The following is a 21733-nucleotide window of genomic DNA, read 5'->3' as shown; positions in this document are numbered from 1 at the left end:
GCCATGGCCGGCAATTTCCGCCGTCTCGTGCTGGGCGAAGCCCTGTCCGCAGCCTCGCGCGCAGAGCTCACCGACTGGATGGTGAACTGCAAGACCGGTGCAAAACGGCTGCGCGCCGGCTTGCCGGGAACCTGGAGGATTGGCGACAAGACCGGCAACAACGGCAAGGACGCTTCCGGCGACATCGTGGTGGCCTGGCCGAAGCCCGATACCCCCGTCGTGATTGCGGCGTACACCCAGGGCGGCACGCCGAACGCCGCGCAGATCGATACGGTGTTCGCCGCCATCGGGCGAATGGTCACTGAACGTCTGGGATGATCCGGCTGCATTGACCTCGCGCGTGCTTCCAGGCCAAGTGAAAGAATGGTGGAAGCGCGGTTTCAGATCTTTCTCATCCTGCTCGGCGTGCTCGCAGGCACCGCGCTGGTGGCGCGGCGCCTCAACATCGCACCCGCCATCCTGTTGATGCTGGCCGGTGTGGGTCTGGCTTTCGTGCCGGGCATGCCGCGGGTCGAGCTGCCGCCGGAACTCGTACTGCTGCTGGTGTTGCCGCCGCTGATCTATTCGGCGAGCGTCGCGATGAGCTGGCGCGAGTTCAAAATGAACTTGCGCCCGATCGTGCTGCTCGCGGTCGGCTGCGTGATCTTCACCGCGGCGATGGTGGCAACCGCCGCGCATTTCCTGATCGGCATGCCCTGGACCACCGGCTTTCTGTTAGGTGCCATCGTCGCGCCGCCCGACGTGGTGGCGCCGCTCGCGATCGCGCGCAAGCTGCACATGCCGCGCCGCATCCTGGTCGTGCTCGAAGGCGAAGGGCTTGCCAACGATGCCACCGCGCTGATCCTCTATCGCTTCGCGCTCGCCGCGATCATGACCGGTAGCTTCTCGTTGCCGCTTGCGACCGGCGAGTTTGTCCTCATCATTGCCGGCGAGGTCGCCTACGGCATCGGGGTCGGCTGGCTCTCCCTGCGCGCCCGCAAATGGGCCCGCGACCCGCAGGTCGAGATCACGCTGTCGCTGATCACGCCCTACCTCGCCTACTGGCTGCCCGAGCATGTCGGCGGAAGCGGCGTGATCGCCACCGTCGCCTGCGGGCTCTATGTGAGCTGGAACGGACCGTTGTGGATTTCCTCGGCGACGCGCCTGCAGGGCATCTTCTTCTGGGATCTCGTGATCTACCTGATCGAGGGCATCCTGTTCCTGCTCACCGGCTTCCAGATGCGCGCACTCTACGAGCAGTCGAAGGCGTTTCCGCTCGACGAGATCCTGATCGCGACCGGCGTGGTCGTGGCCATCGTGGTCATCGCGCGCTTTGCCTGGCTCTATCCCGCGACCTACCTGCCACGGATATTGAGCCCGAGCCTGCGCCGGCGCGATCCCTCGCCGCCCTGGCAATGGGTGTTCACGCTGGCCTTCACCGGCGTGCGCGGTGCGGTGTCGCTCGCCGCCGCGCTGGCGCTGCCCTTCGTGCTGCCGGGCGGCGAGGCCTTTCCCTATCGCGACCTGATCCTGTTCGTCGCCTTCGGCGTCATCTTCGTCACGCTGGTCGGCGTCGGCCTCGGCCTGCCCAAGGTGGTGCGATGGCTCGGCGTGGCCGAAGCCGGCCGCTCCGAACACGTCGCCGAGCATGAGGCCGAGATCGCCGCACGGCGCCAGGCGCTCGATGCAGCCCTGAGGTCGCTCGATACGCTCGCCGAAGAGAAGGAGCTGTCCGACGAGGTGGTGCACCTGCTGCGCGCCCGGCACGAAATCCGCGCCAGCCAGCTTCCCGAGTCGCTAGACCCGAGCCGCGATGACGTCTCGGCCGCCGGCACCACGCTGACGCGTAAGCTGATCACCGCAGAGCGCAGGTTCATCCACGAGCTCTTGCGCGAGGGCAAAATCACCGACGAAGCAAGGCGGCGGATCGAGCGCGATCTCGATCTCGAGGAAGCGAGTCTCGCGAACCGGGAGTTTCAGCGGGTGCCGCTGTAGCGACAATCTCCGTTGTCGTCCCGGACAAGGCCGCCACCCATATCTGAGGGATTAGCTGTGGCGGGACGCGCTTCAGCGTCAACGCTGTCATTCCCCGCGAAAGCGGGGAATCCAGTGCGCCGCAGCTCATCGATTCATAACGGACCTCTCGGAGTACTGGATCGCCCGATCAAGTCGGGCGATGACGGCTGAGAGTGTGGCAAGCAGTTCCCACCATCTCGTCATTGCGAGCAATCTACCGCCGCTCGCAAAATTGCTTCGTCGCCGCCACCACAGCCGCTGCAATCGTCTGCTGCCGCTCCGGCGAGTTCATCGCCATTTCCTCGTCGCGATTGATGATGGAACCGGCCTCCAGCAGCACCGCGGCGCTTCTCGTGCGTGAGAGCACGACGAGCTGATCAAAGCGATAGACGCCGACATCCTTGTCCAGCAACTCGTGGCGATAGCGCCCCATCAGCGGCAGGGTGTACTGGTGCGCGTACGTCAGGTCCTGGGCCTTCAACTCCCTGCCGAGAAGGCGGGCGAACGCCAGGCTCGCAGCGTATCGCGGGTTCTGCCGCGAGACGAACAGCGAATGGCCGGAAAAGCGGTCACTGAAATGGCTTCTTGCGCCTTCGAACTCCCATTCCTCCAGAAATTTGTCCGGCACGGCGTCATGGTGAATCGACAGGAAGAGATCGGCGCGCCAGTCGTTGGCGACGTTGACGCGCTTGAAGAGGCTCGGCCTCGCCCTGCCGTCCGTCACGAGCAGACGCGTCGTGGCAAAACCTTCCGACTTCAGTCTCTCCGCGATGAGCCTGGCAAGCCGTAAGTTGAACGCGAACTCGGGGTCGTTGCGCGCGCTGTCCGCGCCGAGCGATTCGGCGGTGTGACCGACGTCCACGACGATGCGGAATTTGGCCGGCTCGCATTTTTCGGGCGCTGGCTTGGGATTGGGCGTAGGCTTCGCCCGTACGATCTTCCGCGCCGACGCGGCATGGCTCATATCGACCGGCGCGCGCAACAGCGGAAGAAGCAACGCAACGACCGCTGCAATGATGGCCCTCACGAACGGCAAGCGCTACACCGGCCGCTCGCCCCTCACCGTCACGCGCGTTCCCGACCGCGTGTGGGGCCAGTAGTCCCACATCGCGCGATGCTGGGTGCAGCGGTTGTCCCAGAAGGCGATGGCGTTCTCGGTCCAGCGGAATCGGCACTGGAACAGCGGGTTCTCGGCGTGCTGGTAGAGATAGGCGAGCATCGCGTCGCTCTCGTCGCGGGGAATGCCGTTGATGGAGCGGGTGAAGCCGCGGTTGACGTAGAGGGCCTTCTTGCCCGTCACCGGATGCGTGCGCACAACCGGGTGCTCGGCATGCGGATAGGTTTGCTTGTCGGCAACGCCGTAGTTCGCATAGAGCCCGCGATAGATCGGCTCGCCGTCATGCAGCGCAGTGAGGCCGTCGAGATAGGCCTTCATGCGGTCCGACAGCGCCTCATAGGCTGCATACATGTTGGCGAACAGCGTGTCGCCGCCGCGCGGCGGACATTGCTTGATGTAGAGGATCGAGCCCATCGGCGGCTCGAGATCGCAGGACACGTCGGAATGCCAACCCTCGCCATTGGCGCGCGGCGAGTTCTTGTCGGCATAGATCTTCATCAGTGCCGGGTCTTCGTCCTCATGCGGCGCGGCGGGATGAAAATGCAGCTCGCCGAACTTGCGGCCGAAGGCGAGATGCTGCTTTGGGGTAATGTGTTGGTCGCGGAAGAAGATGACGAGGTTTTCGGCCAATGCACGATGGATCTCGTCCATCTGCCGGTTGGAGCGCGCATCGTCGGACATGAGCTTGCCGATGTCGACGCCTGATATTTCCGCGCCGATGATCGGCGTGAGTTTTTCGACGGCGATGGTCTCATAAGGCGCGCCTTCATCGGCCATGTGGCGATAGCGCGGACCCTGCTTGCCAGTAAGCGAACTCATGGGTGTTGCTCCCAATCATTGTTGATTGAGGGCATCGTAGCCCGGATGGAGCGAAGCGCAATCCGGGAGCAGTGTGTCAGCTTGCGAGAGGCCCCGGATTTCGCTGCGCTCCATCCGGGCTAGATACGCGCCACAAACAGCGGAGCAAGATTACTCCGCCGCAGTCTCCGGCACCTTGGCGCCCTGTCCGTAACGCTGGTCGATGTAGTCGATCACAAGCGCCTTGAAGTCGGCGGCGATGCCGGGGCCGCGCAATGTGCGGAACTTCTTGCCGTCGACGAAGACGGGGGCGGCCGGCGCTTCGCCGGTGCCGGGCAAGGAGATGCCGATATTGGCATGCTTGGATTCGCCGGGGCCGTTGACGATGCAGCCCATGACCGCGACGTTGAGCTCTTCGACACCGGGGTACTTGGTCTTCCAGGTCGGCATCTCGTCGCGGATGAAATCCTGGATCGAGCGCGCCAGCTCCTGGAACGTGGTCGAGGTGGTGCGGCCGCAACCCGGGCACGCCGCAACCAGCGGCACGAAGGTGCGAAAGCCCATGGTCTGTAAGAGCTCCTGTGCAACCTGCACCTCACGGGTGCGGTCGCCGCCCGGCTCCGGCGTCAGGGAGATGCGGATGGTGTCGCCGATGCCCTGCTGCAGCAGGATGCCGAGCGCAGCGGACGAGGCGACGATGCCCTTGGTGCCCATGCCGGCCTCGGTGAGGCCGAGATGGATGGCATAGTCGGAACGGCTCGCCAGGACCTCATAGACCGCGATCAGATCCTGCACCGCCGACACCTTGGCCGACAGGATGATGCGGTTCTTGGGCATGCCGAGCTCTTCGGCGCGCGCCGCCGAGAGCAGCGCGGACTGCACCATGGCTTCGCGCATCACGGCGCGGGCATCGCGCGGATTGGCCGAGGCCGCGTTCTCGTCCATCAGCTTGGACAGGAGCTCCTGGTCGAGCGAGCCCCAATTGGCGCCGATGCGCACCGGCTTGTCGTGCTTGTTGGCGATCTCGATGATGTCGGCGAACTGGGTGTCGCGCTTGTCCTTGAAGCCGACATTGCCGGGATTGATGCGGTACTTGTCGAGCGCTTCCGCGCAGGCCGGATAGTCGGCGAGCAGCTTGTGGCCGATATAGTGGAAGTCGCCGATCAGGGGCGTCGTGATGCCGCGCTTGCGCAGGCCGTCGCGGATGTGCGGAACGGCGGCGGCGGCCTCCTCGCGGTCCACGGTGATGCGGACCATCTCGGAACCGGCGCGCGACAGCGCTGCGACCTGGGCGATGGTGCCGTCGATATCGGCCGTGTCGGTGTTGGTCATCGACTGCACGACGATCGGCGCGCCGCCGCCGACGGCGACGTCGCCGACCTTGACCTGAGTGGTGTTGTGGCGCGGCGCGGGCCCCGCGATGTCGGAATCGATGGTGTTTTCGGGCTTGTTCATGGGGTCCAAATATCAGGTTTTGGTGACATTCAGCAATGCATCGCGCGGGGCCACAGCGTCTCGGCTGGGACGGTTAACTAGAAAAAGCCCAGCAATTACAAGGATAGCAGCTGCCCCGAACGTGAGGCTGAGGGTGTCATGCAGGATGAAATAGCTAGCGACGACGCCAAACAAAGGGGTGATGAAGGTAAAAGCCGACAATTTGCTGGCCGAATAGGTCTTCACCAGCGCGAACCAAAGCGTGAACGTGGTTCCGACCACCCAGACCGCCTGGAACACCATCAGCGTGATCGAGAGCGGGCCCGGGGCATGGGGAATGGTCTCGCCCAGGAGATACGCGGCCAGGCCCAGAATCGGGATCGACACCGCGACCTGGTAACCGATAGCCTTCTCCGGCGGGGCGAAGCGCAGCCGTGTCGACTTGGCGACCAGGGTTGTTCCGGCCCATAGCGCGGCGCCGCCGACGATCATGAGGTCGCCGAGCAGGACCTGTGAATCCACGTTGGGCTGCGGCACGCCGATCGCAAGCGCCACTCCGGCAAAGCTGACGGCGAGCCCGAGCCACTGCGTACCACTGAGCCGCTCGCCCAGCACCTGGTAGGAGCCGAGCGCAACGAAGAACGGCGCGGTGTAGAGGAAAACCACGGCGCGGGAAGCCGGGGTGAAGCGCAGGCCTTCATAGATCAGCACGAACTCGGCGCCGAACATCAACCCGGCGATGAGGCCTGCGGCCAGCGTGCCGTCGCGCTCGAAGAATTTTGCGCCGCGCAAGGTGCCGATGATGAACACCACCGGTAGCGCGCCCATCGAGCGGATGGTCGCCTGGAGCACTGGCGGGATATCCGGGATGACCAGCTTCACCGCGATCTGGTTGAACCCCCAGGTCAGGCACAGCATGAGCATCAGGGCGATGGCGCCGCCGCTCAAGGGGCGGCCGGCGGACGTGCTTGTTGGTTCTATCGACATGTCTTCCCGGGACCGGCTTGGCGCCGTTGTTATCAAGAAGCTTTCTGACAATGGGTGCAGGTGCCCGTGATCTCGACCACAGACAGTTTGGGGGCAAAACCGGAGGCGCGGGCAGCCTGGTTGAGACCCTGTGCGACGGATGCCGCCGGAATCTCGCCGACGAGGCCACAGCGCTCGCAGATCAGGAACGCGACCGCCGAGGTCGCGTCATGGTCGTGAGCGCAGGCGAGATAGGCATTGCGACTCTCGATCCGGTGCACAAGGCTATTGGCCATCAGGAACTCGAGCGCACGATAGACCGTGATCGGCGCCGGCCGCGGCATCGATTTGGCCAGCTCGTCGATCACCTCATAGGCGCCGAGCGGTCGATGGCTGGAGAGCAGCGCCTTGAGCACCTCGCGGCGGATCGGCGTGAATTTCTGCGCGCGCTGCTCGCAAACGGCTTCCGCATGCGTCAAGGCATCCGCGGTGCAGCGGCCGTGATCGTGGTCAGGCGCGGGAAAGGCCGGCTTTGCAAGGCTCATGGCGCAGACCTTTAGCATTTCCGGAACGGGAACCCAAAGAGCGCGGTCTCGAATGGCTGCCAGCCATGCTTTTCCGGCGGAGCAGCGCCGCGTTACGTTGCCATGAAATAATCATAAGCTTGCTTATTATATGCCAAGCTTATTGGAGACCAAGCTTATGAGCCGCACGTCGGTTGATCAGAACTTCCTGTTCACGCTCGGCGAACTGTATCGCCTGTTGCGGGTCTATGCCGACAAGGAGGCATCCCGCTACGGCATCACCCGCGCGCAATGGGCGGTGCTGGCCAAGGTCGAGCGCAGCGAGGGCATGAAGCAGTCCGAGCTTGCCGAGCTGCTGGAGATGCAGCCGATCACCCTGACGCGGCTGATCGACAAGCTCTGCGACAATGACTGGATCGAGCGTCGCAGCGACGCTTCCGACCGCCGCGTCAACCGCCTCTATCTGAAGAAGGCCGGCCGCTCGCTGCTCGGCAGGATGAGCGGCCTGAAGTCCGAACTCACGGCCAATGCGCTCGACGGCATCAACCCGGCGGACGCCCACCGTCTCCTCACCCAACTCGAAACAATCAAGGAAAACGTGCGCAACGCCATCCAGACCAGCGGAGCGGAACAAGCGCGCAGGGAGCAGCGCTATGGCTGATCAGGTCCTGAAATTCGTCCCCGAGCAGAAGGGCGGCCAGAGCGGCAAGCCAACCAAGAAGGTCGCGGCCGAGCCGCGTCGCCGGCTGCTGGCCGGCCTGCGCCGCTATCGTCGCTTCCTCCTGATGGTGGTGCTGCCCACGGCGGCCGCGATCGGCGGCATCACCTTCTATCTGCATGGCGGCCGCTACGTCGGCACCGATGATGCCTATGTCGGCGCACAGAAGGTTTTGGTGACGCCCGACATCTCCGGCAAGATTGACAAGGTCGTCGTGAAGGAAGGCCAGCTCGTCAAGCAGGGCGATGAGCTGTTCGAGATCGATCCGGTCCCGTTCCGTCTTGCGGTGCAGGAGGCCAAAGCGCAGCTCGCGCAAGCCAGGACCACCTACGACAACCTCGTCGCCAACGTCAAAATCTACGGCCAGATGCTCGATCTCGCCCAGCAGGGCATGGATCTGAAGCAGCGCGACGTCGAGCGCAAGCAGGCGCTGGTGAAGAACAATTATGGCTCCCAGCTCGACCTCGACAACGCCTCGAACGCATTGGTCACGGCCGGCGCGCAGGCGCAGTTCGTCAAGCAGCAGCTCTCCAATGCGAAGACGCAGCTGCTCGGCAATCCCGACCTGCCGCTGGAAGAGTTCCCGCCCTATGTGCAGGCCAAGGCCAAGCTGGATGACGCCCAGCGCAATCTCGACCATGCCGTGCTGCGCGCGCCGATGAGCGGCGTGGCGACGCAAGTCGACCAGATCCAGCTCGGCCGCTTCGTCGCCGCCGGCACGCCGGTGTTCTCCATCGTCGACATCGCGCATCCCTGGGTCGATGCCAATCCGAAGGAGAGCGACCTCACCCATGTCGCAGTCGGGCAATCAGTCACGCTCGAGGTCGATGCGTTCCCCAACCATGTGTTCAAGGGCAAGATCGGCTCGCTGTCGCCGGGCACCGGCGCGCAGTTCGCGATCCTGCCGCCGCAGAACGCTACCGGCAATTTCGTCAAGGTCGTGCAGCGCGTACCGGTGCGGATCTATTTCGACGACAGCGACAAGTTCGTGAAGAAGCTGAAGGCCGGCATGAGTGTCTATGCCACCATCGACACCGGCCATCAGCGCTCGCTCGCCGGCCTGTTCGGCCTGTCGGCGAACGCCAACCAGGACAAGGAAGACTGACGTCGATGTCCGGTTCCGCCAGTACAGCGATGGTCCCCGGCCTGCGCCGGAACATGGTGACGATCTGCGCCATGACCGCGACCATCATGCAGGCGCTGGACACGACGATCGCCAACGTCGCCTTGCCCTACATGCAGGGCACGCTGTCGGCCTCACAGGACCAGATCAACTGGGTCCTGACCTCCTATATCGTCGCCGCCGCGATCATGACCGCCCCAGTCGGCTGGATCGCCAACCGCTACGGCCGCAAGCGCATCTTCATCATCTGCTCGGCCGGCTTCACGCTCGCCTCCGTGCTGTGCGGGCTCGCGCAGGACATCAACCAGATGGTGCTGTTCCGCCTGCTTCAGGGCGTATTCGGCGCCGCGCTGGTGCCGCTGTCGCAGGCGGTGATGCTGGATTCCTACACGCTCCAGGAACGCGCCAAAGCGATGTCGATCTGGGGCATGGGCGTGATGATGGGCCCGATCATGGGTCCCTCGCTCGGGGCCTGGCTGACCGAGACCTATTCCTGGCATTGGGTCTTCTTCGTCAATTTGCCGTTCGGCGCTATCACCGTGCTCGGCCTGATGGTCTTCATGGACGAGACCAAGAAGGATCTCAGCCTCAAATTCGACTGGTTCGGCTTCACGGCGCTGGCCGTCGCCATCGGCGCGCTCCAGCTCGCGCTCGACCGCGGCGAGCAGCTCGACTGGTTCGAGTCGGCCGAGATCGTGACCGAGTTCGTCGTCTCGGCCGTCGCTTTCTATTATTTCTTCGCCCACTCCTTCACGACCTCGCGGCCGTTCATCCGCTTCGCGCTGTTCAAAGACCGCAACTTCCTCACCGGCTGCATCTTCATGACGGTGATGGGGCTCGTGCTGTACTCGACCATGGCGCTGGCCTCGCCTTACTTACAAAACGTCATCGGCTATCCCATCATCACCGCGGGCGAACTGCTCGCAACGCGCGGCTTCGGCACCTTCCTCGCCATGATGGCGGTCGGGCGCATGATGCGCTATTTCGAGGCGCGCACGCTGATCATTGCCGGGCTCACGCTGACCGCCGGCTCGCTGTTCCAGATGACCGGATGGACCGACCAGACCCAGGCGCTCGAGATCATCACGGTCAGCATCTTTCAGGGTTTTGGCTTCGGCCTCGTGTTCGTGCCGCTCTCCACCGTGTCGTTCCTGACGCTGCCCAATGACCTGCGCACCGACGGCACCTCGATGCTGACGCTGCTCCGCAACGTCGCAAGCTCGGTCGGCATCTCCATCGTCATCGCCGAGCTGACCCAGGGCTCGCGCAAGACCTATGCGATCCTCTCCGAGCACATCAACCCGTTCAACCACGCGCTTCAGATGCCTGATGTCGCCGGCATGATCAACCTTTCCACCGACGCCGGCCGCGCCATGGCCGACAAGATCGTCGCCATCCAGGCGCAGATCATCGCCTTCGCGCACGACTACCAGCTCGTGATGATCTTCATCCTCTGCACCATCCCGCTGGCCCTGATGATCGGCTCAACCAAGGCCGCACTGCGCAAGCAGGCGGCCGGGCCGGAGCATGCGGTGATGGAGTAGGGGCCGCTCGTGCCCCGGACGCAGCGCAGCACGCAGTGATGCGCTGCTGAGCCGGGGCCCAGGCCGAGTGGCAACATAGGTCACGGTTCTGCGGCGCATCGCTACGCGCTGCACCGCGCCCGGGACACGAGCAAATCACTCCAAAAACTCCTCGCAGCCGAGCTCGTCGACGGCGAGCAGCACCCGCTGGAGGTTGTTCCACCAGATCACCGGCGGGATGTTGACGCTCCATTGCCAGACCGGGTTGGTGATGTGCCAGAGCACCGACTGGCGATAGTCGCGATCAAGCGCCTCGCGGCTGTAGCCGGTTACGCCGTGCGCGATCAACGTGCCGTAGTAGCTGTCCAGCAGCGGCCGTTCGAGCGCCCGCCGGGTCTCGGGATACCATTGCAACGCCATCATGTAGGCGAGGTCGCCGGTCGGCACGTTGATGCGCCATTGGTCGAAGTCGAAGATGCGCACGGTATCGGCGACGGCGGCGCGCGGCAGCAGGAAATTCCAGGTGTGGGCATCGCCGTGGATGATGGTCACGTGGCGGCGCGAATGGTAGCGCTGGAACAGCCGGTCCCATTGCGCGAGCAAGCGATGGAAGAGATCGCGCCGCTCCTCACCGAGGCGATCGCCGAGCATGTCGGCAAAGCGGTCGTAATGACCGGTGAACGTCTCCAGCAGATTTGTCGTCTCGGCGGCGCTCATCCAGACGCCAACCGTCTCGCCGAGACTTGGGTGATCCCACCACGCTGCGTGCATGCGTGCGAGCGTGGTGACGATGCCCATCGCCTGTCCGTGTGATGGCGGCAACGGCCACGCCGTCGCGATCTCGTGGCTGTCAGTCAAATCTTCCAGTGTCAGATGCCAGGCAAGGCTCTCCTCGTCGAAATGTCCGTCGAAGCAGCGCGGCACGAGCCGCAAGGGCATCCTGGGTGCAAGCTGCGTGTAAAAGGCCACTTCGCGCCGGCCGGCATTCGGCAGCGACTTGGCGAACGACGCGTGGGCCGTCTTCAGGATCAGGGACTGCGGCGCGCCATTGGACTCGCCGACATAGCGCAGACCAAGGCGCGTGATATGCGACAGGATCGTGTCGCGCGATGACAGGACCTTGACCTCGCGCACCGCGCCGCGGTCCAGCGCGCCGGCCTTGCGCAGCGCGGCGGTGAGATACGCGGCGTCAGCGACCGCCGGTAGTTGTGGAGTTGTCATGAAGCGCGCCCCGTGTGCCGCGCTCATCCTGCACGATCACACGGGGAAGCGCCAGCCGCGCCGTCGGAAAAGCGGCGCTCCGATCTCACACGTCGAAGAACACCGTCTCCTCGCCGCCCTGGAGCCGCAGGTCGAGGCGATAGACCGGCTTGGCCGCATCGCGCTTCGCAATCAGCGTCGCGCGGCGATCGGCGGGCACCAGCGCCAGCACGGGATCGTTGGCGAGGTCAGCATCGTCGCTGAAATAGATGCGGGTGTAGAGATGCCTGAGCATGCCGCGCGCGAACACCGCGACCAGGAGATGCGGCGCCTGCGGCTTGCCGTCAGGATCGGGCACCACGCCCGGCTTGATCGTATCGAAGGAATAGTTGCCGTCCTTGTCGGTGCCGCAGCGAGCGAAGCCGCGGAAGCTGGCGTTCGGCAGGGCGCGCTTGTCCTGCGGGTCGGCAAACCGTCCCTGCGCATCCGCCTGCCAGATCTCCAGCATGCAGTCCGGCACGGCGACGCCGTCGCCGTCGAACACCTTGCCCTCGATGCGGAGGCGGTCGCCGGTGACGTCGGGCGTAAGCGTCGAGTTGGTGAACGCGTCGTTCCACTCATAGTCGCCGGTCGGCGTCAGGCCGTATTTGAAGAACGGACCGACGGTTTGCGATGGCGTGATCCCGTTGGGCTTCACAGAATCCTGCACTTAAGTGTTCTCCATTGGCGTGGCGTTCTTGCCGCGCAGCACGACGTCAAAGCGATAGCACAGCGCCCATTCGGGCTTGGTGTTCTCGAGATCGAAGGATGAGACCATCCGCATGCGCGCCTTCTCGTCCGGCACCGAGTTGAAGATCGGATCGAACGGGAACAGGGGATCGCCGGGGAAATACATCTGCGTCACCAGGCGCGTGACGAAAGAATGGCCAAACACCGAGAGATGGATGTGCGCGGGCCGCCAGGCATTGTGATGATTGCCCCAGGGGTAGGCGCCGGGCTTGATGGTGACGAAGCGGTAGTAGCCCGACGCATCGCTCTGGGTGCGGCCGGCGCCGGTGAAGTTCGGATCGAGCGGCGCAGGATGCTGGTCACGCACATGCACGTAGCGGCCGCAGGCATTGGCCTGCCAGATCTCGACCAGCGAATTGGGTACGCCGCGGCCATCCTCGTCGAGCACATGGCCGTGCACGATGATGCGCTCGCCGAGCGGCTCGCCCTTGTGCATGCGGGTGAGATCGTTGTCGCCCTCGCGGACGGTTTCGTGGCCGTAGACCGGGCCGGTCAGCTCCGCGAGCGTGTGGCGCATCGGGATCAGGGGCTTGTGCGGCGCCCGCTTGATCGAACTCTTGTAGTCGGGCGACAGCGGCAAGGGATGCGCCTTGTTGCTGTCGACGGGATAGATGAATGTCATGGCCAAACTCCTCCCCGGCCATTTTAGTCCGGCCGGTCAACGCTTCCGCCAATCATTATAGGATATAACTAATTGGGGGAAGCGGTTTGGCGATCCTCCTACGCCGGCAGCTGACATATGGGCGCACTATTTGATCGGCGGACGCGGCAGCACGGCCTCACCGGCCTCGAGCCGGTAGGTGTGGTCGAGTGAATACCAGGGCGTCGCGACGTCGCGCTCAGTCGGATGCGACGCATCATGGCGCTGGAACTTGCCAATCAGCGCTTGAGTCACGCCGAACTGCACGTCGCTGTCGATGTGCGGATCCGTGGGGTCGTAGACCTGCGAGATCAGCACCTTGAATCCGGGCTTGAAGATTAGGGCGTGCAGATGCGCGGGACGGTAGGGGTGCCGACCCTGCGCCTTCAGGAGGCGGCCGACCACGCCGTTGGTCGGAATGGGGTAACCGACCATCATCATCGAGCGGAACGAGAAGCGTCCGTCCTGGTCGGTCGTGAACTTGCCGCGCAGGTTCATGTCCGCCTGCTCCGGATCCTGGTTCTCGTAGAGGCCAACCGGCGAGGCGTGCCAGACATCGACTTCTGCGCCGGCGACGGGGCGGCCTTTCCTGTCGACGACGCGGCCGCTGACGAACAGCGGCGCACCCGGCGTCTCGGAGCGGACGATCGATCCGCCATTCTCCACCCGCGGCGAGTTCAAGCGCCAGAACGGTCCGAGCAGCGACTGGTCGGTTTCGGTGTTGCCCTGATCGCCATTGTTGAGCAGGCACACCAGGGGCGAGACGCCAAGCGAGCCGGCCATCAGCACGACTTCGTTGTGCGTGTCTGTGGTCAGCTTGCCGAGTTCCGCGATGATCGCCGTAGCGTCGCGAAACTCCTTCTCGGTTAGTCGAACGTCACGGACGAAGCCATGCAGATGCTTGACTAGCGAGATCATGATCTGCCGCATCCGCGGATCGGACGTCCGCTCCATCACCGCCAGAGCGGCGGCCGTGACGTCCTGTTCGCGCTCGATGATCATGGCACGGCCCTCTCACTTGGCGTCATGGCCGGGCTTCTCCCGGCTATCCACGACCTTCTCCCGGCACCAAGAGCGTGGATGCCCGGGACAAGCCCGGGCATGACGAATCTTTGGCACCCGCCCCGGGATGCCGAGACGCTGCGCCTTTCGTCAGTTCAGTTTCTCGATCGCGACCGCGACGCCCTGGCCGACGCCGACACACATGGTGGCGAGCGCGAGCTTGCCGCCGCGCTTCTCCATGCCGTGCACGGCGGTAAGCGCAAGGCGCGCGCCGCTCATGCCGAGGGGATGGCCGAGCGCGATCGCGCCGCCATGCGGATTGACGAAGTCGGCATCGTCGGCGACGCCAAGCTGGCGCAGGCAGGCGATGCCTTGAGAGGCGAAGGCTTCGTTGAGCTCGATCAGGTCGAAATCGCTGATCTTCTTGCCCAGACGCTCCATCAGCTTGCGGGTCGCCGGCACGGGGCCAATGCCCATGATGCGCGGCGGCACGCCGGCCGAAGCGAGGCCGAGGATGCGCGCGCGCGGCGTGAGGCCATGCTTCTTCACGGCCGCTTCGGACGCGAGGATCATCGCTGCGGCGCCGTCATTGACGCCGGAGGCGTTGCCGGCCGTCACCGTACCGGGATTGCGCACGATCGGCTTCAGCTTGGCGAGACCCTCGCGAGTCGTCTCGGGCCGCGGATGCTCGTCCTTGTCGACGGTGATGGGGCCGGCCTTGCCGCCGGGAATCGTGATCGGCGTGATCTCCTCGGCGAAATAGCCGGCGGCGATCGCCGCACCCGCGCGCTGCTGCGAGCGGATGGCGAAAGCGTCCTGATCGGCGCGCGAGACCTGGAATTCCTCGGCGACGTTCTCGCCGGTCTCCGGCATGGCGTCGACGCCGTATTGCGCCTTGAGCAGCGGATTGATGAAGCGCCAGCCGATGGTGGTGTCAAAGATCTCCGCCGAGCGCGAGAAGGCTTCCTGCGCCTTGCCCATCACGAAGGGCGCGCGGGTCATGGATTCGACGCCACCGGCAATTGCGAATTCGATCTCGCCGGAGCGGATGGCGCGGCCCGCCGCACCGACCGCGTCGAGGCCGGAGGCGCAGAGGCGGTTCAGCGTCTGGCCGGGAACCGAATCCGGGAGCCCTGCGAGCAGCAGCGCCATGCGCGCCACGTTGCGGTTGTCTTCGCCGGCCTGGTTGGCGCAGCCGAAGAACACTTCGTCCACCTGCGACCAGTCGAGCTTGGGGTGCTTGGCCATCAGCGCCTTGATCGGGGCGGCGGCGAGATCATCGGCGCGCACCTTGGCGAGCGAGCCGCCGAAACGGCCGATCGGGGTCCGGACGGCATCGCAGATAAACACATCACGCATCGTTGTTCTCCCTGAGTGCCGCGGTCCGGCCAAAATTCTTCAATGACGGCGGAGTTTTAGGAGGGCGCCCGCGGCAGGTCAATTGACGGTTTCGCGCGCGATTCGCAGGGGGCTGACGCCGGCAACGCATGCCGCGCTGCGGACAGCGTGGAAAACCCGCCTCCCCCGGCCAAAGCGATAGGACCACGGGACGAAATTTTGTAGGTTGCGCCGCCCATGACGATGCAACAGCCCATTCCCGCACCAGAACCTGAATCCGCGCCCGCGCCGCAAGCAGAAGCTGCTGCCCGTGTCACGCCGATGATGGAACAGTATCTGGAGATCAAGGCGGCACATCAGGGCCTGCTGCTGTTCTACAGGATGGGCGATTTCTACGAATTGTTCTTCGAGGACGCCGAGATCGCCTCCAAGACGCTCGGCATCGTGCTGACCAAGCGCGGCAAGCATCAGGGCGCCGATATTCCGATGTGCGGCGTGCCGGTCGAGCGCTCCGAGGATTATCTGCACCGCTTGATCAGCGCCGGCCACCGGGTCGCGGTGTGCGAGCAGACCGAAGATCCCGCCGCCGCCAAGGCGCGCGGCAACAAGAGCGTCGTACGCCGCGGTGTGGTGCGGCTGGTCACGCCGGGCACGCTGACCGAGGACACGCTGCTCGATGCGCGCGCCAACAATTATCTGCTGGCGATCGCGCGCGCCCGCTCCTCCTCGGGCGGCGATCGCTTTGGTCTCGCCTGGATCGATATTTCGACCGCCGAGTTCATGGTGACGGAATGCGCAGGCGGGGAGCTAGCCGCAACGCTGGCGCGCATCAATCCGAACGAGGCTGTTGTCACCGACGCGCTCTACAGCGACAACGAACTGGGACCGGTCTTGCGCGAGTTGCCGGCGGTGACGCCGCTGACCCGCGACGTCTTCGACGGCGCCACCGCCGAGAAACGCCTATGTGATTATTTTGCGGTTGCGACCATGGACGGGCTCGCACAGCTCACGCGGCTCGAGGCCACGGCCGCGGCCGCCGCCGTCACCTATGTCGACCGCACCCAGGTCGGAAAACATCCACCGCTGTCACCACCCGCGCGCGAGGCCTCCGGCGCGACCATGGCGATCGATCCGGCCACTCGCGCCAATCTCGAGCTGACGCGGACGCTGGCCGGCGAACGCCGCGGCTCGCTGCTCGACGCGATCGACTGCACGGTGACATCGGCGGGCTCGCGCCTGCTCGCACAGCGCCTCGCGGCACCGCTGACGGACGCAGCAGGCATCGCGCGGCGGCTCGATGCGGTCAGCGCCTTCGTCGCGGACTCCGCCGCGCGCGAGGACATCCGCAGCATTTTGCGCGGTGCGCCCGACATGTCGCGCGCGCTGGCGCGGCTCTCGGTTGGCCGCGGCGGACCGCGCGATCTCGCCGGGATCCGCGACGGCATTTTGGCGGCCGACCAGGCGCTGGCACGGCTCAATGAAATCGTCCAGCCGCCGCAGGAAATCGCCGCGGTGATGGCAGCATTGCAGCGGCCCTCGCGCGAGCTCGCGGCGGAGTTTGCGGCCGCGCTCGCCGAGCAATTGCCGCTGATCAAGCGCGACGGTGGTTTCGTCCGCGAAGGTTATGAGCCCGCGCTCGACGAGGCGAGAAACCTGCGCGACGCCTCGCGCCTGGTAGTCGCCTCGATGCAGGCGCGCTACGCCGACGCGACCTCTGTGAAGGGCCTGAAGATCCGGCACAACAACGTGCTCGGCTATTTCGTCGAGGTGACCGCGCAGCATGGCGACAAGCTGATGTCAGCGCCGCTGAACGCGACCTTCATCCACCGCCAGACACTGGCTGGACAGGTGCGCTTCACCACATCCGAGCTCGGGGAGATCGAGGCCAAGATCGCCAATGCCGGCGACCGCGCGCTCGGGCTCGAGCTGGAAATCTTCGAGCGGCTCTGCGCCAAGGCGCTTGATATCAGCGAGGATCTGCGCGCCGCGGCGCATGGCTTCGCGCTGCTCGATGTCGCGACCTCGCTGGCAAAGCTCGCGGTCGACGAGAACTATGTGCGGCCCGAGGTCGACGGCTCCTTGGGCTTTGCCATCGAAGCCGGGCGCCATCCGGTGGTCGAGCAGGCCTTGAAGCGCAATGGCGAGCCGTTCATTGCCAATGCCTGCGACCTGTCGCCGGCGCCAGCACAGAAATCCGGCCAGCTCTGGCTGCTCACCGGCCCCAACATGGCCGGCAAGTCGACCTTCCTGCGCCAGAACGCGCTGATTGCTTTGATGGCGCAGATCGGCAGCTTCGTGCCGGCCTCGCGCGCGCGGATCGGCATCATCGACCGGCTATTCTCGCGCGTCGGCGCCGCCGACGATCTCGCGCGCGGCCGCTCGACCTTCATGGTGGAAATGGTCGAGACCGCGGCGATCCTCAATCAGGCCGGCGAGCGCTCGCTCGTGATCCTGGATGAAATCGGCCGCGGCACCGCGACCTTCGACGGCCTCTCGATCGCCTGGGCCGCGATCGAGCATCTGCACGAGAGCAACCGCTGCCGCACGCTGTTCGCCACGCACTACCACGAGCTCACTGCACTTTCAGCAAAGCTGCCGCGGATGTTCAACGCCACGGTCCGGGTCAAGGAGTGGCAGGGCAACGTCGTGTTCCTGCATGAGGTGCTGCCGGGCTCGGCCGACCGCTCCTACGGCATCCAGGTCGCAAAGCTCGCCGGCCTGCCGCCGGCCGTGATCACGCGCGCCAAATCCGTGCTGGCGAAACTCGAAGCACAAGACCGCGGCCAGACCGCGCGTGCGCTGGTCGATGATCTCCCGCTGTTCGCGGTGCCCTCACGCGCCGCCGCGGACGCAGCACCGCCGAGTGAGGCCGAGCTGCTCGTAGAAGCGCTAAAGGCGCTGCACCCCGACGAGATGACGCCGCGCGAGGCGCTGGATGCGCTCTATTCGCTGAAGGCCAAGCTGCCGAAGCAGTGAAGGTGCGTAGGGTGGGCAAAGGCGCGAAGCGCCGTGCCCACCATCTCTCCGCAACCTCGACATCAGCGGTGGGCACGCTTCCGCCTTCGCTCTTCGAGCTGCGGCGGAAAAGTCGCTTTGCCTACCCTACACTTCCGAGCGCTTGGCTACGCCCTCGCCGCGATCGCGGCGGCTTCGGCGGCGGCGCGCTGCATGCTGGTCGACATCTCGTTCGTCACCGTGCTCTGCTCCTCGATGGCTGCTGCGGTCGAAGTCACGTATTCGCTGACGTTGTTGATCGCCTGCTTGATCGACGAGAGCGCGCTGACGACATCGCCGGAGATGCCGTTGAGGCTGCCGATCTCCTGGCCGATCTTGTCGGTCGCCTGCTTGGCTTGGTTGGCAAGGCTCTTCACCTCGGAGGCGACCACTGCGAAGCCGCGGCCGGCTTCACCCGCGCGCGCCGATTCGATGGTGGCATTGAGCGCGAGCAGGTTGATCTGCCCGGTGATGCTGTTGATCATCTCGACGATGCCGCTCATCGCCTGCGCGGCTTCGGTCAGACGCTGGGCCTGCGCGTCGGCGGAGGCGACCTGTTCCACCGCGCCCAATGCGGTCTCGCGCGATTTGGTCATCGCTTCCGAAATCTCCCGCACCGAGGCGTTGAGCTCCTCGGATCCGGCGGCAACCGATTCCATCATGCCGCGGACGCGTTCATTGCCCATGCGGACCAGCACCTGCTTGGTGGTATCGGTCGCATATTTCACCACCTTGAACGGCTTGCCGTTGAGATCGAGGATCGGATTGTAGGAGGCCTGGATGTAGACCTCCCTGCCGCCCTTGCCGATGCGCCTGTATTCAGCCGCCTGGTACTGGCCGCGGTTGAGCGCGGCCCAGAACTCGCGATAGGCGGCGCCGTCGCGCTCCGACGGGTCGACAAACATGCTGTGGTGCTTGCCCTTGACCTCGGCGAGCGCGTAGCCGAGCGTGGCGAGGAAGTTACGGTTGGCTGTGATGATCGTGCCGTCCATGTTGAACTCGATCACAGCCTGTGCCTTGTCGATCGCTGCGATCTGGCCGGCAATGTCGACGTTCTTCAGCTTCTCGGCGGTGACGTCGGTTGCGAACTTGACGACGCCAAATGGCCTGCCGGCCTCGTCGAGCAGCGGATTGTAGGAGGCGAGGATCCAGACCTCGCGGCCGCCCTTGCCGATACGCTTGAACTCGCCCGAACGGTATTCTCCGCGGTTGAGTGCGGCCCAGAATTCGCGATAGGCCGCGCCGTCGCGCTCGGCCTGCGGCACGAACAGGCTGTGATGCTTGCCCTGGATCTCGCCGAGCGAATAGCCAAGCGCATTGCAGAAATTCTCGTTGGCCGTGACGATGCTGCCATCGAGGCGGAACTCGATGACGGCCTGCGCGCGGCCGATGGCGGAGATCTTCGACGCATCCGCCATGCTGTGGATCTTCTTGGCGGTGATGTCGGTCGCGATCTTGACGATCTTGACCGGCTTGCCGTCATCGCCGAGCACCGGATTGTAGGACGCTTCGATCCAGATCTCGCGGCCGCCCTTGGCGATCCGCTTGAACTCGGCCGCCTGGAACTCGCCGCGGCGGAGCCGTTCCCAGAACGTCCTGTAGGCGGCGCTATCGCGATGGTCGGCCGGCACGAACATGGAATGGTGCTTGCCCTGGATCTCGTCCAGCCGGTAACCGAGCGCGTCGAGGAAGTTCTTGTTGGCCGCGATGATCGTCCCGTCCGGCCTGAACTCGATCACGGCCTGCGAATGGCTGATGGCGTCGAGCTGCGCCTGGGCATTTCCAATGGACTTGCGACCAAACATCGTAATTTCTCCAGATTAAGGCATAGGTCCTCGTTGGGCGCGAACACATGCGCGCGCCCTTAATGGCACTTTGAGCTTTCGGCGGACCGATCGCTCATACTGGACTGCTAAATTGCGGCGCGCCCGCTGACGCGAACATGAAAACGCAAGCACGCTTTGATGTCGTCTCCGCCCAACGCAGGGACGACAAGAAGGGTACTATTACGTACAAGGCCCAAAGATTAAATTAATGATCGTATCGAAAACAGGCAGCGAAGCTGCTGCTTGCTCTTTAATGCGTCACTTTCCTGCGCGCGTTCCACCACAGCGTAAGATTCCAGGTCACGCAGGTTGCAAGCGCAAGGCTCAAGCCGATCGCCGAGTCGAATCGCACCACCACAACGTGCATCACTGCGATCGCCGCGCCGAATCCGAGCAAGCCCCAGGCAGAGTTCGCGATCACCGCTGCGGTCGGCGGGCCGCCGATGCGCGGATGCAGGATCACCATCATGCTGGTGAAAACGATCGGATAGAGCGCGATGACGCCGCTGACGCGCGGTCCGACCCAGCCAGAGGTCGAAACCACGATCGCAACCAGCGTTGCGACCAGCGCGGCGCGGAAGGGGATGTCGTACCAGCGGCGCGTAACCAGCGGCATCTTCACATGGCGGTATTGCGCGAGAAGTGGAATGCAGATGCCGAACGCGAACAGGTTGGCGGCAAGCCCCGCAGTCAGGGTCCAGTCGAACATGCGGATGATGGACGCAAGCACGATCCAGACCGCAACTGCGCTTCCGACACTCACCAGAAAGCTGTGCCGCTGCGCGAGCACGACATAGGTGAGCCCGAGGAAGATCGTCGCGGCGTTGACGGGAAGGCTCGCCAGCGCACCCTGCGCGATGAAGGCGGCATCGTGATCGAGTGCGAGAAAGACATAGGAAGGGCCGGCCGAGATCGGCAGCGTCGCGACCAGCGCGCCGATCACCGGACCGGAGCGCTCGGTAATGATTGACGCCGTCACGACAAACGCCGCAGCGATCGCCATGCGCAAGAGGAGGAAGAGTATGAAGGTGAGTTCGGGAGGCATTTGGCGCGGGTTGATTATTGTTGGATCGATTTATCCGCGGGCGCTTTCACCCCTGCCGTAGGGAGAGGTCGATTTGCGTAGCAAATCGGGGGAGGGCTTCAGGTCCCACGAGAGAGCGCTGCCCCTCACCCGCGCTTTCGGCGCGACCTCTCCCTCCGTGAGAGGTGGGCAGCTACATCCTCTGCATCGACACCGAAACCTTCGGGCCGTTCTTGATGGTCTGGTAGACCACGCAATAGCGCTCGGTGAGTTTCAGCAGCAGATCGAGCTTGTCTTGGGGTGCGTCGGTGTCGACCTCAAAGCGCAGGCGGATCTCGGCGAAGCCGACCGGGGTCTCCTTGTCGACGCCGAGCGTGCCGCGGAAATCGAGATCACCCTCGGCGTAAACGTTGCCGGTCTTCAAGGGCACATCAATCGCGGTCGCGACCGATTTCAGCGTGACGCCGGCGCAGGCAACCAGCGCCTCGAGCAGCATGTCGCCCGAGCAAAGCTCCAGCCCGGAGCCGCCCGTCGCCGGATGGAGGCCGGCGATGGCGAGCGCGCGACCGGTCTCGACCTTGCAGGCGATGCCACCGTTGTCGGTCGAGCCCTTGGCCTTTAGCGTGATCAGCGCCGCCTTCGGATCAGTCTTGTAGCGTTCCTTGATCGGGGCCTGCATCTGGCGAAGTTCTGCGGCATCCATTTTTGTTCTCTCCCGGAAG

The 21733-nt window shown here is 64.7% G+C and carries 19 protein-coding genes; 6 read left to right on the top strand and 13 right to left on the bottom strand.

The window, feature by feature from the left end; genetic code table 11:
• Both SO140_RS42965 and SO140_RS42960 read left to right on the top strand, forming a co-directional pair.
• The coding region (locus tag SO140_RS42965) for a serine hydrolase (RefSeq protein ID WP_498544026.1) at positions 1-318 on the top strand (318 nt) is incomplete at its 5' end.
• A 48-nt stretch (positions 319-366) separates the two neighbouring features.
• On the top strand, positions 367-1974 hold the full coding sequence (locus tag SO140_RS42960) for a Na+/H+ antiporter (protein ID WP_449382602.1): 1608 nt from the start codon (positions 367-369) through the stop codon (positions 1972-1974).
• A 235-nt stretch (positions 1975-2209) separates the two neighbouring features.
• Here SO140_RS42960 and SO140_RS42955 read toward each other — a convergent pair whose 3' ends face one another.
• The 5 genes from SO140_RS42955 to SO140_RS42935 all read right to left on the bottom strand — a co-directional run bounded on the left by SO140_RS42955 (position 2210) and on the right by SO140_RS42935 (position 6855).
• Positions 2210-2959, bottom strand: a complete 750-nt coding sequence (locus tag SO140_RS42955; protein WP_449382636.1) for an N-acetylmuramoyl-L-alanine amidase — start codon at positions 2957-2959, stop codon at positions 2210-2212.
• Between the two features lie 75 nt (positions 2960-3034).
• Complete coding sequence (locus SO140_RS42950; protein WP_449382603.1) at positions 3035-3931, bottom strand: TauD/TfdA dioxygenase family protein; 897 nt, start codon at positions 3929-3931, stop codon at positions 3035-3037.
• Between the two features lie 150 nt (positions 3932-4081).
• Entirely contained in the window at positions 4082-5365 is a 1284-nt protein-coding gene (gene ispG / locus SO140_RS42945; RefSeq protein WP_027524016.1) for a flavodoxin-dependent (E)-4-hydroxy-3-methylbut-2-enyl-diphosphate synthase, read from the bottom strand.
• 12 nt (positions 5366-5377) lie between these two features.
• Complete coding sequence (locus SO140_RS42940; protein ID WP_449382604.1) at positions 5378-6331, bottom strand: DMT family transporter; 954 nt, start codon at positions 6329-6331, stop codon at positions 5378-5380.
• 32 nt (positions 6332-6363) lie between these two features.
• Positions 6364-6855, bottom strand: coding sequence for a Fur family transcriptional regulator (locus tag SO140_RS42935; RefSeq protein WP_449382605.1), 492 nt, complete (start codon positions 6853-6855; stop codon positions 6364-6366).
• A gap of 157 nt (positions 6856-7012) precedes the next feature.
• Here SO140_RS42935 and SO140_RS42930 point away from each other — a divergent pair, with 157 nt between their 5' ends.
• The 3 genes from SO140_RS42930 to SO140_RS42920 are packed head-to-tail and all read left to right on the top strand — an operon-like array spanning position 7013 to position 10219.
• Positions 7013-7495, top strand: coding sequence for a MarR family winged helix-turn-helix transcriptional regulator (locus SO140_RS42930; protein ID WP_449382606.1), 483 nt, complete (start codon positions 7013-7015; stop codon positions 7493-7495).
• Complete coding sequence (locus SO140_RS42925) at positions 7488-8657, top strand: HlyD family secretion protein (RefSeq protein ID WP_449382607.1); 1170 nt, start codon at positions 7488-7490, stop codon at positions 8655-8657. Before SO140_RS42930 ends, SO140_RS42925 begins: the two co-directional genes overlap by 8 nt.
• A gap of 5 nt (positions 8658-8662) precedes the next feature.
• A complete protein-coding gene (locus SO140_RS42920; protein WP_449382608.1) occupies positions 8663-10219 on the top strand; it encodes an MDR family MFS transporter in 1557 nt (518 codons plus the stop codon).
• Positions 10220-10354: 135 nt separating this feature from the next.
• Here the strand turns inward: SO140_RS42920 and SO140_RS42915 are convergent, their stop codons facing one another.
• The 5 genes from SO140_RS42915 to pcaF all read right to left on the bottom strand — a co-directional run bounded on the left by SO140_RS42915 (position 10355) and on the right by pcaF (position 15188).
• On the bottom strand, positions 10355-11419 hold the full coding sequence (locus SO140_RS42915; RefSeq protein ID WP_449382609.1) for a phosphotransferase: 1065 nt from the start codon (positions 11417-11419) through the stop codon (positions 10355-10357).
• 85 nt (positions 11420-11504) lie between these two features.
• Positions 11505-12107 (bottom strand): protocatechuate 3,4-dioxygenase subunit alpha, encoded by a 603-nt coding sequence (gene pcaG, locus SO140_RS42910; protein WP_449382610.1) that lies wholly within the window; start codon positions 12105-12107, stop codon positions 11505-11507.
• Entirely contained in the window at positions 12108-12809 is a 702-nt protein-coding gene (pcaH, locus tag SO140_RS42905) for a protocatechuate 3,4-dioxygenase subunit beta (protein WP_449382611.1), read from the bottom strand. It lies immediately after the preceding gene.
• A gap of 126 nt (positions 12810-12935) precedes the next feature.
• Positions 12936-13829 (bottom strand): dioxygenase family protein, encoded by an 894-nt coding sequence (locus SO140_RS42900; protein ID WP_449382612.1) that lies wholly within the window; start codon positions 13827-13829, stop codon positions 12936-12938.
• 150 nt (positions 13830-13979) lie between these two features.
• Complete coding sequence (pcaF, locus tag SO140_RS42895) at positions 13980-15188, bottom strand: 3-oxoadipyl-CoA thiolase (protein ID WP_449382613.1); 1209 nt, start codon at positions 15186-15188, stop codon at positions 13980-13982.
• Positions 15189-15404: 216 nt separating this feature from the next.
• On the opposite strand from pcaF, the gene mutS reads away from it, so the two are divergent.
• Complete coding sequence (mutS, locus tag SO140_RS42890) at positions 15405-18143, top strand: DNA mismatch repair protein MutS (protein ID WP_449382614.1); 2739 nt, start codon at positions 15405-15407, stop codon at positions 18141-18143.
• Between the two features lie 146 nt (positions 18144-18289).
• On the opposite strand, the gene SO140_RS42885 is transcribed toward mutS, so the two are convergent.
• The 3 genes from SO140_RS42885 to SO140_RS42875 form a co-directional block, all read right to left on the bottom strand.
• Positions 18290-19966: a methyl-accepting chemotaxis protein gene (locus SO140_RS42885; protein WP_449382615.1), complete on the bottom strand. Its 1677-nt coding sequence runs from the start codon at positions 19964-19966 to the stop codon at positions 18290-18292.
• Positions 19967-20237: 271 nt separating this feature from the next.
• On the bottom strand, positions 20238-21032 hold the full coding sequence (locus SO140_RS42880) for a hypothetical protein (RefSeq protein ID WP_449382616.1): 795 nt from the start codon (positions 21030-21032) through the stop codon (positions 20238-20240).
• Positions 21033-21204: 172 nt separating this feature from the next.
• A complete protein-coding gene (locus SO140_RS42875) occupies positions 21205-21714 on the bottom strand; it encodes an OsmC family protein (RefSeq protein ID WP_449382617.1) in 510 nt (169 codons plus the stop codon).
• Positions 21715-21733: the final 19 nt, after the last annotated feature.

The organism is Bradyrhizobium sp. UFLA05-108 (assembly GCF_059803455.1).
This window is presented reverse-complemented; position numbering and strand designations above follow the sequence as displayed.

Bases quoted from the DNA above. Each gene is read 5' to 3' on its own strand.
- SO140_RS42955 (WP_449382636.1), bottom strand. From the start codon at position 2,959: ATGAGCCATGCCGCGTCGGCGCGGAAGATCGTACGGGCGAAGCCTACG.
- SO140_RS42950 (WP_449382603.1), bottom strand. From the start codon at position 3,931: ATGAGTTCGCTTACTGGCAAGCAGGGTCCGCGCTATCGCCACATGGCC.
- ispG (WP_027524016.1), bottom strand. From the start codon at position 5,365: ATGAACAAGCCCGAAAACACCATCGATTCCGACATCGCGGGGCCCGCG.
- SO140_RS42940 (WP_449382604.1), bottom strand. From the start codon at position 6,331: ATGTCGATAGAACCAACAAGCACGTCCGCCGGCCGCCCCTTGAGCGGC.
- SO140_RS42935 (WP_449382605.1), bottom strand. From the start codon at position 6,855: ATGAGCCTTGCAAAGCCGGCCTTTCCCGCGCCTGACCACGATCACGGC.
- SO140_RS42930 (WP_449382606.1), top strand. From the start codon at position 7,013: ATGAGCCGCACGTCGGTTGATCAGAACTTCCTGTTCACGCTCGGCGAA.
- SO140_RS42925 (WP_449382607.1), top strand. From the start codon at position 7,488: ATGGCTGATCAGGTCCTGAAATTCGTCCCCGAGCAGAAGGGCGGCCAG.
- SO140_RS42920 (WP_449382608.1), top strand. From the start codon at position 8,663: ATGTCCGGTTCCGCCAGTACAGCGATGGTCCCCGGCCTGCGCCGGAAC.
- SO140_RS42915 (WP_449382609.1), bottom strand. From the start codon at position 11,419: ATGACAACTCCACAACTACCGGCGGTCGCTGACGCCGCGTATCTCACC.
- pcaH (WP_449382611.1), bottom strand. From the start codon at position 12,809: ATGACATTCATCTATCCCGTCGACAGCAACAAGGCGCATCCCTTGCCG.
- SO140_RS42900 (WP_449382612.1), bottom strand. From the start codon at position 13,829: ATGATCATCGAGCGCGAACAGGACGTCACGGCCGCCGCTCTGGCGGTG.
- pcaF (WP_449382613.1), bottom strand. From the start codon at position 15,188: ATGCGTGATGTGTTTATCTGCGATGCCGTCCGGACCCCGATCGGCCGT.
- mutS (WP_449382614.1), top strand. From the start codon at position 15,405: ATGACGATGCAACAGCCCATTCCCGCACCAGAACCTGAATCCGCGCCC.
- SO140_RS42885 (WP_449382615.1), bottom strand. From the start codon at position 19,966: ATGTTTGGTCGCAAGTCCATTGGAAATGCCCAGGCGCAGCTCGACGCC.
- SO140_RS42880 (WP_449382616.1), bottom strand. From the start codon at position 21,032: ATGCCTCCCGAACTCACCTTCATACTCTTCCTCCTCTTGCGCATGGCG.
- SO140_RS42875 (WP_449382617.1), bottom strand. From the start codon at position 21,714: ATGGATGCCGCAGAACTTCGCCAGATGCAGGCCCCGATCAAGGAACGC.